Here is a 13,924-nt window from a genome sequence, read left to right as displayed (position 1 = left end):
AGTATAGATTTGACAACTTTTCAGATAACCTTATATTCTAGTGTTTTATCTATATCTAATTCTCCAATAATTATGTCCAATACTTACACGTTTCCAAAATGCAGGTATTGTAGAATTGGGAACAATGTTGAGTTCTGCTCCGGGGCGAGCTCCTAATGCACACGTAATATTCCAATGTGCATGTGCCCGACTTGAAAACACCCATCCAAGAGGTATTACAGAATTTGGAACAATCTCTAATTTAGCTCCGTAATAAGCTTTTTTGGCACATTTGATCTTCCAGTATCCATGGCCAGTTCTGTGTAATACCCAACCTTTTGGTATATTAGAATTAGGGACGACTGTTATCATAGTGTTATATGGAGCATTTTCAATACATCTAATTGTCCAGCGATGATTATTTGAACTTGATAATACCCAGTCTTTCGGTATTGTAGAATTAGGAATAATTTCTAATTTATCACCTACTTTAGCATTTTTGGCACATGCTATTACCCAATTATGACCAGACTTTATAAGTACCCAGCCTGGAGGTATAACGGTATTAGCAATAATTCTTAATTGAGAACGAAACAAAGCGTTTCTTGTACTTGTAATTTCCCAGTAGTGGCCAGAGGTTGTTAAAGCCCAATCTTTTGGGATGGTAGAGTTAGGAGTGATTCGTAATTTCGCACCATAATATGATTTGTTTGCGCATGTGATTTCCCAAGTACGACCAGATTTTGTTAATGCCCAATTATTAGGTACTACAGAGTTGGGAACAATTTTTAACCTTGTGGGAAATGAACCATTTATTGCACATTTGATTCGCCAGTATCTATCATTGTCTGTAATTAATGCCCATCCCGAGGGAATTACAGATTTGGGAACAATATCTATTTCTACTCCATAAGGAGCTCCTGTGGTACATTTAATTTTCCAGGTACTACCAGTAGAGCTTATTAAAACCCAACCTTTAGGGATGGTTTGATTATGATTAATATATCGTGTTTGACCATAACAATTAGGAGCTTTCTGGTCGAATGCATCTATTGGTTTTGTGTTTTCAATAGATTCAATGTTTTCATTTGTTTCTGGTTTTTCGCAGCTACCTATAAAGGTGACTAGTAGTACAACAGAAATTATTTTAAGAATTGTTTTTTTCATGATTTGTTTTGTGAATTTAATATGGGGTTAATAATTATAGTCGAAAATTAAATCATGAAAATCGTTTTACTCTCCCTGTTTTCAGGGAGATAAAAAAATTGATAGTAATAGATTTGTATTCAGTGGTTTATGATATTGTTGGTTTGAGTTGGGAAGAAGAAAATAACAGGAATAGATCTTGTTTTTAGATCATTTATAACTAGTCTGTTAAACTCAATAAATGAATATATACAACTATTAACGATCACTGTCTTCTGATTTTAATTTTTTAAGATTTTTTTAGGTTCAAAAAGTAATAAACAGGTAAAGATAAAAATAGAGATTAGTGACAATGTCGAAAACCTTAACATAAACCAAGGATGTCCTGCTGTGTGATTTATAAAAGTTGTATACCAAAAAAAGGGAAATATTGCCGCTGCTAAAAACAAGTAGTTGGATGTTTTATATAGCAAAATTTGTTTAAACCTAATAATAATGGCGCTAACTAGGCTTAATCCAATAAAAATCAAGCTTAGATATACAAATTTTTTATTACCTGATCCTAAGAAATATAGATAATCAATCAGTCCAGTATACACATCGCCTATACTGTATGTTTCTCCATTTATTCTATAGGTAAAGGTTTCATAAAAAACTTTAAAAATAGAATCATTTACCAAGAAATATTTAACTAATAAAAAGACTACAAATGTGCCTGCAAAAGAAATCCCATAAGTAAATAATAGTCGAAAAACTTTAGAAAAGTTGTATGTCGAATCAATTCTATTTTTTATAGCTCCAAAAATTAGAATACTAATAATGCAAAATGGCAAAATGCCAATTAAATATTCTATATATGCACTTAATGATCCAAAAATGATACATAGAATGACATTTTTTTTATAGCTCAAACCCCAATGGATTGACCACATTAGAATAGCAAAGAAGCCAATACTGATCCAATCACCAAGACCATGACTTAAGTTTTGGCCAAAAAAATCAAAACCATGTAAAGTTAGTAACATAATTACAGCACCCATTCCAGCAATTGCTAGACCCGACCTCTTGAATTTTTTATCACTAACTAGAATTAATGCTATTCCAGAAAGGGCAGTTAATAGGATGGTAATAAATTTTAATAAAGCTCTATATAATTCTAAAGGAATTACAGAACAAAATATCGAGGTTACAGCTACAGTTCCATGATTATATTGCCAATACATATGTACTGTAGACATTAATTCTTCTTCATCTTGTTGTTCAAAAACATAATCATATAACCATTGACATTTAGCTTCTCCAGATTTAGGTCCTAAAAAAGCATTTTCTTTCCAATCATCACTAAGATGTAGTGCTTGCATTAGCACTAGACAATCCTGATATTGATGATTACCTCTCCATGCATCTAATCCATAAGTGTTTCCTCCTACATCAGATTTTAGTAAATGGGACTTTGCAAATGCCTGTTTTACCCTTTTTACAAGTGGTTCCCTAGGGATAAATGCAGAGATAATGTTTAATAGTATAAGGAACGTTATACAAACAAAAAACCATAGAATATAAGAATGTATACTTGTAAATTTTGTTTTTAATGTTTTCATGAAAAAAAATTAAGAATTATTATACTGCTGCATAAAATTGGCTTGTCTGTTATTTTTAATACCATCAAGTATTAAACCTGTAAATATTGATAAAAGCCCTCCAAGCCCTAATATAGAAGAAACAAATAAGGTAGGAAACCTTTCAACTTTTCCTGTATTCAAAAAATCAGAATATATCGGGAAAAACAAAATCAAACTACCAATAAATAAAAATATTCCTAGAAAAGAAAAAACTTTGAGTGGTGAATGATCCCGAAGAAAAAGTAATAAATAAAATAATATCCGGAAACCATCACTTAATTTATTCAATTTGCTTTCGGAGCCTTTTGTGCGAGCAAAATATTTTGTAGAAACCTCATAAAAAGGTAAACGATAAGTTACTAGATGTGCGTTAATTTCTGTCTCTATTTCGAATCCTTTTGAAAAACAAGGAAATGTCTTTGCAAATCGACGGGAGAATACTCTATAACCAGAAAATAAATCATTGACATTCATTTTAAACAAGATCGAAAAAATTTTGCTAAAGAATTTATTACCAAATTTATGTCCCGATCTGTATTGACCTTCATCATGACCTACTCTGGCACCAATTACCATATCCAAGTTCTTTTCAATAAGTAATTCTACTAAATTTGGTGCCGCCGCCGCTTCATATGTATCATCGGCATCTGCCAATATATAGACATCTGCATCCACATGGGAGAGCAATGCTCTAAATGCATTTCCTTTACCCTTTAGAGGTTGATCTATAACTATGGCTCCCGCATCTAATGCCAATTGTCTTGTATTATCGGTACTATTATTATCACAAACCCAAATATCGGCTTCAGGTAAAGCTTTTTTAAAATTTTGAATTGTAATTTCTATCGATACTTCTTCATTATATGCGGGTAATAAAACTGCTACTTTTTTTTCCAAAATTGTGTTTTTAACCAAGAAGTGGTTTAAATTTTTTCGATTTCCTTCTTTTAAACACCCTTATACAAAGAGGTTTTGTATATAAATACTTTGATTTAAACACTTATCTTTAGCTTATAAAGAATAGAGCATTTAAGATTCCTTTGTAGAAATGCCAAAAGTAAAACTCTTTTTTCGCATAAAAAGGAATAGTTCAATTGCTATTACGTTATAGTTTAATGGTGGAAATATAACGAATTGTGTTTAAATATCTTTTGTGTGATAATACAAATATTCTCAACCTCTTTGTTTTTCGAAAAAGTTTAAATTACTTCAATTATTAAAGCCGAAAATTAAGTCATGAAAATCGTTTTACTCCCCCTGTTTTCAGGGAAATAAAAAATGTGATTAAGACTATGGGTATATGTAGTGTTTTATATTGAAATAGGATATATTAAGAGATGATAATAGGTTAGGTAAACAAAGGAGAATTAAAAAATAATTTATGTTTATTGTTAATTTTTTTCTACAACTAAATTGTTGCAAATAAGTTGTGTTTATAAAAATAGGTTTCAAAAGAAAAGAAGATACCTGTTAAGTATGGGGTTTTATAAATAAGGAAGAGATCACCTTTTCAGATAACCTCTTCTTCCCAAATAAAAATATAATGATAAACCCCCGAAGTAATAAAAAAAATGATCTTACGTATGAAAAATTAAATCTATTTTCAGAGGTTTATAAAAACTGAATGCGTGTATACACATCCCTGCTTTTTTGTGTACTTTCAATTAAATAACTGTTGCTTTTAAAGATATTAAGAACAATAGAATACAATAGATTATCATCAAAACCCCATAAATGAGAGTTTTGCGCTTTAGAATTATTTTTAATCTAGACATTTGAGAATTGTTATTAAGTTTAACTAGTAAGTTATTGTATTTGAAAGTATTTCATTTTAAAGTTTGATAACAAAAATTAAATTAAAGCTCTTTTACATTTTCATGGTTGTATTTTCGATAAAGCCTATAATATAGAAACAACTAACTTTTAAAAATCCCTTTAATTATTTATGTTTTTTACTAAAAAAAGAGATCATCATTTCATACAAGAAAAATAGATGAAAATGTTTGTGACCATAATATGTTTACTATGATTTATAAAGAATATCTAAAAAAGGCTTATGTTTATTACTAAAAGTATTTTAAAGGTTTTTTGAAACGAGTTACAATTAAATAAGCGAAGTAGAAGAATGTTAAAAAAAAACGTCTCTAAATATTTGATTTAGAGACGTGTAATGATTTAATTAATTTCTGATAATTACCCCTGTCAGACGATTTATTAAACCCTTTAGTGTATTCCGGTACAATTTGTTCCCAGCGATAATTATTATATTAAATTCTTATTATTAATTGTAAATATTCATTTTGATTATAAAAATGTAAACCAAAAAAATGCAGTATACAATTATTAAAGCTCCTCCTATTAATATTTTATTCTTTGCTACCATAACTTTATAATTTTATTCGTACTCAATACTTTTCTATATTTCCCTTTTAAGTATTATATTTTTTTAAAAAATAACTCATCTTTGCTAATTCCATCATCTTTTCTATCATCTAGCATTATTCTATTTTCTTGTGTTTTTTTCACATTCCAATTACTGTTGTTAAGTTTATCCAGAGGAGGTTGTGAACCAAATTCTAAATTAGCATCAAGGCCTCCATCTGCTCTAGTAATTAAAGACCAACTACCATTAATGATCTCATTAGTTACTATGTTTTCGATAGATACAGAGCCGTCTTCAGAAAAAGTAAAGACAAAATCTTTGTAATTTTGAGTTTCATTATTTTGATTATCCTTATATTTTTGAACTTCCCATTTTCCTTTTGTAATAGTCTGGGTAAATAGATCAGTAGTGGTATCATCATCATCACAACTATCTATGGTGTTTTCAATAGTTTGTTCCAGATTTTCTATGCTGGTGATTGTTGTTTCTGTATTGTCAGAAAAAATGAGCGTAATAGGGAAGTTTATAGTTGCAATGTCTTCCTCTTTTAATTTTTTCAAAAACTTAAATAATTCCTTATCACTATTAAAAGTGATAGTTTCCAGAAGTTCACTTTGAGAGTCAAAAACCGAAATAGAGAAAGGATATTTAAAATCTACACATTCTATATTTTCATTGTTGGTTGTGCAATTACTATTTATGGTTTCTAATTCAATTTGGTTTTCTACACTAACCTCGGTATGATCATTAAAAATAACTGTAATGGGAAAAATAATTTCTAATTCATCTGTGTCATTATTAAACTCCGCAAAAATATCTTCAATGATTTGAAAATCTTCAACGGAGTTAATAATTTCTTCTGATCCATTAGCAATTACAGTAACTGGCAATTTTACTGTAAAACAAGTAGAATTATCAATTATATTATCAATAGATCCATCATTCATAGAAACTTTTAGCATCAAATCTGCTGCTTTTGAAGTAGGTTTAATTGGTTGATTTTCAAAATCTTCTATAAATATATCGGACTCACTTCTACATGATGAGAACATGATTAATATAATCAGGGGCAAAAAAAGTAAAATGAAATTTTGTTGTGTTTTCATGTTTTTATTTTAGAAAAGCCTTCTATTATAAAAACAACTAACGTTTAAAAATCCCTTAATTATTTTATATTTTTTACATTTATTAAAAATATTTATTGTTTTATGCCAGAAAAACTACGTGAAAATGTTTGCGATGACACTGTGTTTTCTGTGATTTATAAAGAATATTCTAAAGATTTATTTAAATATCTCTATTATAAATTCGGAGAATCTTTAAATCCTAATGACAAGATGCAGGATGCTTTTATGAAGCTTCTGGATAAATGCAAAGAAGTTACTCCAGATAAAGCAAAAGGCTTTCTGTTTACAGTTGCCAATAATATGATGCTTAATGAAATCAAACACCAAAAAGTGGTTTTGCGATATAAAGAGATCAAACCAAAAGAGTATACTAACGAATCTCCTGAGTTCATTCTCGAACAAGAACAATTCTTAAAACGATATCAAAATGCATTAAGTCTTTTGACCGAAGATCAACGTGTTGCATTTTTGTTGAATAAAGTAGAAGGTAAAAAACAAGCAGAAATAGCCGAAATGCTTGGTACAACACGAAAAGCTATCGAAAATCGAATTCATGTAGCGTACAATAAATTGAAGAATACATTAGACGGATTTAAATAATTTCGGAATAAAACGGAGGGAAAATAGATATTGAGTTGTTATATATATAAAGGAGTACTTAAAAATGGATAAAGAATATCTAATAAAAAAGTGGTTATCAGACGAATTGTCGGAGGAAGAAAGAAGAGCTTTTGAGAATTTGAAGGATTATGATTCGCATATCAAAATTCTTGAAGGTGCTAAAAAATTTAAAGCTTCTGAAGTTGTAGAAATTACTGATTTAGAAACTTTTTACGCTAGAATCCATGATAAAAACCAATCAAAAGTTAAAAATATTGGTTGGTATAAACCACTGCTTAAAATTGCTGCGACTGTGGTAATTGTATTGGGAATTACATCCCTTTTCTTTTTGTTTGGTGATACACATGTAGATACTTTAATAGGAGAAAAGATAACTATTAAACTTCCTGGTGCTTCAGAAGTAACTCTTAATTCAAAGTCTTCAATACGTTATAATGAGAAGAAGTGGGATAAAATACGCAGTGTTAACCTTGATGGAGAAGCTCTTTTTAAAGTGTCTAAAGGTAGTAGATTTGATGTGGTGACATCTTTTGGTGTTGTCACTGTGCTAGGAACTCAATTTAATGTAAAAAGTCGAGATGGTTATTTTGAAGTAACTTGTCTTGAAGGTTTGGTAAGTTTAACACGTAACGAGAATTTTACCAGAAATATTCCTGCTGGAAGTTCTTTTAGAATCGTAAAAAATAATATCACTTTTGAGAAGAATTCGAACTCTTTTCCGTCATGGGTAAGTAATACAAGTAGCTTTAAAAGTGTCCCTTTTGTAGAAGTAATTAAAGAGTTTGAAAGGCATTATGATGTGACCTTTTCAATTGATAATATTGATACTCAACGTATTTTTACAGGTGGTTTCGTTCATAATAATTTACAAGATGGTTTAAAATCTATAACTTTACCTTTAGATTTAAACTATTCAATTGATACGTCTAATCATATTACATTCCAAAAAAGTAAAGAGTAATGTAAAGAATACCAGTTACATTGGGGTATTGTTTTTTGCCTTTTGTGTAAACATTTATGGTCAGAACGAAATCAAGAAACAACCTCTTGCCGCCATTATCTATGATTTAGAATATCGCTATCCATTTCAGTTTACGTATGCAAACGATGTTATTGAAAATATAGTTGTTATATCCCCGCATAGTGATCTAACGTTTGAAGAAGCTCTTAGCTACCTCGAAAAAGAAACCCATCTTATTTTTACCATTCTGGCGAATAATTTTGTTTCAATTAATAAACGTAATAAATCATTGGTAATCTGTGGAGAAATTAAAACCAGCATAGGCACCCCTATACAAAGTGCTACAATTCAAAGTGAAAATGTATCGGCAATTAGTAATGAACAAGGATATTTTGAACTTGAGATTAAAGAAGATCAAAAAAATATTACGATCGATCATTTGGGGTATCAAACCTTAACTCTTTCTATAACGTCTTTTCAAAACGAGAGTTGCTTAACTATTTATCCAGAACCTAAAACTATTGATTTACAAGAAATCATTCTTAAAAATTATATCACAAAAGGAATAAGTAAAACTAATGTAGGAGGTTTTAAGATAGATTATTCAAACTTCGGAATTCTTCCAGGACTTATTGAAACTGATGTATTACAAACAATACAGGCTTTACCAGGAGTTCAAAGTGCAGATGAGACTGTTTCAAATATAAATATAAGAGGAGGAACCCACGATCAAAATCTGATTATGTGGGATGGTATAAAAATGTATCAGTCGGGTCATTTTTTTGGATTGATATCTGTTTTTAATCCAAATATAACATCAAAAGCTACCCTAATAAAAAATGGAACACATTCAGAACATACAGATGGAGTTTCAGGAACAATTATAATGAATTCTGACGCAGAGGTGAATAGTGATTTCTCTGCTAGTATAGGTGTAAATATGATTAATGTAGACGCTTTTGCTGATATTCCGATTGGTAAAAAATCTTCTTTACAACTTTCTACTAGAAAATCGATTAATGAATTTTTGAAAACACCTACGTATTCTAGTTATTTTGATAGGATATCACAGGATAGTGAATTAGATAGTAATAATGAAGAAGAAGTGTCTAATTCTGATATTGAGTTTGACTTTTATGATACTAATGTAAGATGGAATTATAAATTTTCAGACAGAGATAAAGTTAGAGCTAATTTTTTATTGATTAATAATGACTTAGTCTTTACCGAAAATACAACAATAAATTCAGAACCAGTTTCTCGCCAAAGCAATATTATACAAAGTAGTATTGCCGGAGGTATCTGGTATGAAAGAAATTGGAATAAAAACTTTATTTCTTCTTTACAACTATATGAAACAGATTATAGATTAAAGTCTACGAATGCAAACCTTCAACAAGGACAGAGATTTTTACAAGAAAATAAAGTTTCAGAAACAGGAGTTAAACTTAATACATCTTATAAGTTAAATAGAAATGTGGTTCTTCAAAATGGATATCAATTTATCGAAACCGGAATCACGAACCTAAATGATGTTGATGTTCCTATTTTTATTGAAGAGCAAGTTAGAGTAATCCGAACACATGGTATATTTTCTCAAGCTAATTATAAAACAAAAAATAAAAGGTTATTTCTTAGTCTAGGTGTTCGGTATACTTATAATGAAAAGTTTAACACACATTTTGTTGAACCCAGAGTGAGATATAATCAACGTATAGGTAAATATATTAATCTAGAGGTACAGGGCGAATTTAAACATCAAAACACTTCTCAAGTGATCAACTTTCAGAATGATTTTTTGGGTATTGAGAAACGAAGATGGATTTTAGCCAATGATGTTGATATACCTGTAATTAAAAGTAAGCAGATTTCATCAGGATTACAATATAATCGGAAAGGTTGGTTGATAACAGTAGAAGGGTATTACAAAATGATAAATGGCATTACGGCAAGAAGCCAGGGGTTTCAAAATCAGTATGAATTTGTAAGATCTATTGGTGATTTTACGGTTAGTGGATTAGAGTTCTTGGTTAATAAACGGTTTGTAAATATCAGTACGTGGCTAAGTTATTCATATGCCAATAATGAATATGCTTTTGAAACTTTTAAAGAAAGAGAATTTCCTAACAATATAGATATTAAACATTCTATTACTTGGGGAGGAGCCTATTCATTTAGAGGGTTTAAAATTTCGGCAGGACTTAATTGGAATTCAGGATTGCCAACTACTAGACCAGTAATGTCAGAATCCGTTGTTGAAGAAGAAATTAATTATGACAGAGCTAATAGTGATAGATTGCAGGAGTATTTTAGATTAGACTTTTCGGCAGTTTATGATTTTAACCTAACTAAAAGAATCAAAGCGCATACAGGTGTATCTGTTTGGAATGTTACTAATAATAAAAATACTATTACGAATTATTATTCATTAAATGAAGAAAAGATCCCTCAGGAAACTCGAAAAACTACATTAGGAGTTACTCCTAATGTAGTTTTTCGAGTTTCTTTTTAAAAACCAAATTAATTAATTAGTAGATTAATTTTTTCCCATAATTCATTATCAAATCCAGAAGGTCCTAATAATGAACTGCCCGTATCATCACCCATTCTTACGATAACCAGATTTTGACTAGGAACGATATATAGTTTTTGATCGTTTTTACCCAGACCTGCTATAAGATCTTCTGGAGCATCGGGAATTAGTGACCCAATGAATTCGTTTTCAAATCCAGGAATCCTATAACTTGATTTCCCATTTAACCACCATAAATAACCATAGGATTGATTTAACGTCTGAGAAGTAGAGGTCATTTGTGTAAAATAATTTTGATCAGTAAGAATTTCTGTAGTATCCCAGGTTCCTTTATTTAGGTTTAGCAAACCAAAACGAGACATACTTCTAGCTGTACTATAGTAAATGTTTACATAACCAAGAGTAATCCATGTACCGTTCATTCCTATTTTATTTTTGATTTTTGAATCAAAATAATAGCTATACTCTTGATTAGTAGCTCCCGAAATGATATCTTTTAGTATCGTATATGAAGCATTATGATAATACCAAAAATTACCAGGATCATTAAGGTAGGTAAAGCAGGCAGAATCTGTACAGTTCTGATTCAAAACATTATAATCTAAACCTGTTGTCATGGTTAAATGATTTCTAACCGTTATTGCATTTTCTTGTTCGGTAGTAATATTAGCCCATTCGGTCCCCAAATATGTTGCCGAAATGTCATTGATATTTAGTAAATTCTCTTGTTGGGCAATTCCTACTGTAAATGCAGTTAAAGTTTTTCCTACCGAATACCAGGGATTATGATCAGAAACTGCTCCTCCATTAAAATATTTCTCAATAACAATTTTTCCATTTTTAAGAATGATAAACGCTTTAGTGTTTTTGGCTTCAAGGAAATCATATAGTGGCTGCTCATTATTGATATTCCATCCTAATTCTTGAGTAGATATAGTTTCCCAGGTATCTGAATCAATAGGCGGAAAATATAAGGTGTTAGAATCGATATTAATCGTTTCATTATCTATTGTTTCTATAGACTCATTATCAGAACAAGATAGAGTAAAGCACAATATCAAAACCAGAAATGGTATAGATTTCGTTTTCATAGGTTGGGTTTTGTAGACTTGGACTCTACAATATACAAAAGGTTTAATTGATGTTTTGTGGTATAATCTGGATTATACTGATATAGTTATTGAATTTATGCCGTATACTTTGGTTAATCCTTGTATCTTTGCACACCTTTATCCGGAAGATATGAGAACAAAGACATTAAAGAAGAACAAAATCAATGTAGTTACACTAGGATGTAGTAAAAATGTATATGATAGTGAGGTGTTAATGGGGCAACTGCGAGCCAATAATAAAGAAGTTGTTCATGAAGAGGAAGGAAATATTGTTGTCATTAATACGTGTGGTTTTATTGCTAATGCCAAAGAAGAATCTGTAAATACTATTTTAGAGTATGTACAGAAAAAAGAAGAAGGAGTAGTAGATAAGGTTTTTGTTACAGGTTGTTTATCCGAACGATATAAGCCGGATTTGGAGGAAGAAATTCCTGATGTAGATCAATATTTTGGTACTACAGAGCTTCCTGGATTATTAAAAGCTTTGGGAGCCGATTATAAACATGAATTGATTGGAGAACGATTAACTACAACTCCAAAAAATTATGCATATCTCAAAATTGCCGAAGGATGTGACCGCCCTTGCTCTTTTTGCGCAATACCTTTGATGAGAGGTACTCATAAATCTACACCTATTGAAGAATTAGTGATAGAAGCAGAAAAGTTAGCTGCAGATGGAGTAAAAGAATTGGTTCTGATTGCACAGGATTTAACCTATTATGGATTAGACCTTTATAAAGAAAGAAAATTAGCAGATTTACTAAGAGCATTAGTAAAGGTTGACGGAATAGAATGGATACGTTTGCATTATGCGTTTCCGACTGGGTTTCCTATGGAAGTGCTTAAAGTAATGAAAGAAGAACCAAAAGTGTGTAATTATATCGATATACCGTTACAGCATATTTCTGACCCGATACTAAAATCGATGCGACGAGGAACTACCAAAGCAAAAACAACAAAACTTCTCGAAGAGTTTAGAGAAGCTGTTCCCGAAATGGCTATTCGTACCACACTTATTGTTGGATATCCAGGAGAAACGCAGGAAGATTTTGAAACCTTAAGAGCTTGGGTAAAAGAAATGCGTTTTGAACGTTTGGGATGCTTTACATATTCTCATGAAGAAAATACTCATGCTTTTAATCTTGAAGATGATGTGCCAGAAGAAATAAAAATAGAAAGAGCTAACGAGATTATGGAGATCCAATCACAAATCTCATGGGAGCTAAACCAACAAAAAATTGGACAAGAATTTAAAATAATTGTGGATCGTAAAGAAGGAAATTATTTTGTAGGTCGTACCGAGTTTGACTCCCCAGATGTAGATAATGAAGTCCTAATAGATGCCTCTAAGTATTACCTAAAAACAGGTGATTTTACAACAGTAAAAATAAATGAAGCTGAAGATTTTGATTTATATGGTGAGGTAATTTAATTCTTTTTTACAGGTTTATAATCACCATCAAATACAGTTACCCAATTTTGTCCTTTATCAGTGCTTTGATACCAGGTTTGTCGTACCGTAGTATCGCTATTTTTTTGCCACTTAATTTTATTTAATACGACTCCCTTTTTTGTAATTACTTCATTTTGTAATATCATTTTGCCTTTTTCAAGATTGCCGATAATGTGTAAAGTAAGACCACTATTATCTACCCAAAATTGCTCCCATTGATCTGTTCTGGGGTTATACTTATTTAGACTAGTACCATGATATTTTGATGTTGTAGAATGATAGGTTTCTTTAATTACCTTATTGTCTATAATAGACTCTATTTTACTTTTTCCTACAATAGAATCTGTATTGTGTTTATATACATTCCATTCACCAATCCAAAAATTAAATTCTTTGTATTTATGATCTATTGATTCTTGAGCAATAGTTTGGAAGCATCCAAATCCAATAAAAAGAAGAAAAAGAACTCTATTTAGCGTTTTCATTTTTTTGGTATTATTTTTTAAAGATACTGTTTTGATTTTTTTATATAAAAAGAGTCATCTTAAAAGTATGTAATTGGTTTTTTTAGTTTCCTTAATTTTTCTTTTTGTTTAATAAAAGCGCAGTTTTCTAATTTTTGTTAAATATTTAAAAAAATAAAGTTTAATAATTTTTGAAAACTTGAATTTTACAATTCGTAGGAAAAAACTCTCGTTTCTTTTCTTCTTTTTGATTCAATTTTCTATAGTATCGTTATTAGCCTTTTGTCTTAACACTTTATTCGCTTATGAACTGTGTATTTGATCGATTTTCTTATTATTTAAAAGTTGTTTTTTTTGATAGTTTTTTAGAAGAATCACATGATTTTGGGATATTTTTAATAAATAGTTTAAAAAAATGACATATTCTTTTGTGAAAATAGCATATCTTCAAAGCGCAAAAATTTAGAAAAGTTCAAAGCTTTCTACATAATTGTATTTAGAAAATAGAGTTTAAAAACTCTGT

10 protein-coding genes are annotated in these 13,924 nt (G+C 30.1%); 4 read left to right on the top strand and 6 right to left on the bottom strand.

Annotation, left to right across the window (positions count from 1 at the left end):
* Positions 1 to 45: 45 nt before the first annotated feature.
* The 4 genes from DK441_RS00255 to DK441_RS00240 form a co-directional block, all read right to left on the bottom strand.
* Positions 46 to 1,146 (bottom strand): hypothetical protein, encoded by a 1,101-nt coding sequence (locus tag DK441_RS00255; RefSeq protein WP_109096971.1) that lies wholly within the window; start codon positions 1,144 to 1,146, stop codon positions 46 to 48.
* 260 nt (positions 1,147 to 1,406) lie between these two features.
* Positions 1,407 to 2,726 carry a hypothetical protein gene (locus tag DK441_RS00250; protein ID WP_109096970.1) on the bottom strand — a complete coding sequence of 440 codons (1,320 nt, stop codon included), beginning with the start codon at positions 2,724 to 2,726 and terminating at the stop codon, positions 1,407 to 1,409.
* Between the two features lie 9 nt (positions 2,727 to 2,735).
* A complete protein-coding gene (locus DK441_RS00245) occupies positions 2,736 to 3,644 on the bottom strand; it encodes a glycosyltransferase family 2 protein (protein WP_160111867.1) in 909 nt (302 codons plus the stop codon).
* 1,539 nt (positions 3,645 to 5,183) lie between these two features.
* A complete protein-coding gene (locus DK441_RS00240) occupies positions 5,184 to 6,236 on the bottom strand; it encodes a hypothetical protein (protein WP_160111865.1) in 1,053 nt (350 codons plus the stop codon).
* 102 nt (positions 6,237 to 6,338) lie between these two features.
* On the opposite strand from DK441_RS00240, the gene DK441_RS00235 reads away from it, so the two are divergent.
* The 3 genes from DK441_RS00235 (at position 6,339) to DK441_RS00225 (ending at position 10,351) form a co-directional block, all read left to right on the top strand.
* Entirely contained in the window at positions 6,339 to 6,857 is a 519-nt protein-coding gene (locus tag DK441_RS00235; protein ID WP_109096967.1) for an RNA polymerase sigma factor, read from the top strand.
* Between the two features lie 64 nt (positions 6,858 to 6,921).
* Positions 6,922 to 7,839 (top strand): FecR family protein, encoded by a 918-nt coding sequence (locus tag DK441_RS00230; protein ID WP_109096966.1) that lies wholly within the window; start codon positions 6,922 to 6,924, stop codon positions 7,837 to 7,839.
* Positions 7,796 to 10,351, top strand: coding sequence for a TonB-dependent receptor (locus tag DK441_RS00225; RefSeq protein WP_160111863.1), 2,556 nt, complete (start codon positions 7,796 to 7,798; stop codon positions 10,349 to 10,351). The genes DK441_RS00230 and DK441_RS00225 overlap by 44 nt, the downstream gene beginning before the upstream one ends.
* 8 nt (positions 10,352 to 10,359) lie before the next feature.
* Here the strand turns inward: DK441_RS00225 and DK441_RS00220 are convergent, their stop codons facing one another.
* Positions 10,360 to 11,463, bottom strand: coding sequence for a serine hydrolase (locus DK441_RS00220; RefSeq protein ID WP_109096964.1), 1,104 nt, complete (start codon positions 11,461 to 11,463; stop codon positions 10,360 to 10,362).
* A gap of 151 nt (positions 11,464 to 11,614) precedes the next feature.
* On the opposite strand from DK441_RS00220, the gene rimO reads away from it, so the two are divergent.
* Positions 11,615 to 12,916 carry a 30S ribosomal protein S12 methylthiotransferase RimO gene (rimO, locus tag DK441_RS00215; protein WP_109096989.1) on the top strand — a complete coding sequence of 434 codons (1,302 nt, stop codon included), beginning with the start codon at positions 11,615 to 11,617 and terminating at the stop codon, positions 12,914 to 12,916.
* On the opposite strand, the gene DK441_RS00210 is transcribed toward rimO, so the two are convergent.
* On the bottom strand, positions 12,913 to 13,422 hold the full coding sequence (locus DK441_RS00210) for a hypothetical protein (protein ID WP_109096963.1): 510 nt from the start codon (positions 13,420 to 13,422) through the stop codon (positions 12,913 to 12,915). The genes rimO and DK441_RS00210 overlap by 4 nt on opposite strands.
* Positions 13,423 to 13,924: the final 502 nt, after the last annotated feature.

The sequence above is a fragment of the Aquimarina sp. AU58 genome (genome assembly GCF_900312745.1).
In the GTDB taxonomy this organism is placed as follows: Bacteria; Bacteroidota; Bacteroidia; order Flavobacteriales; family Flavobacteriaceae; genus Aquimarina; species Aquimarina spinulae.
This window is presented reverse-complemented; position numbering and strand designations above follow the sequence as displayed.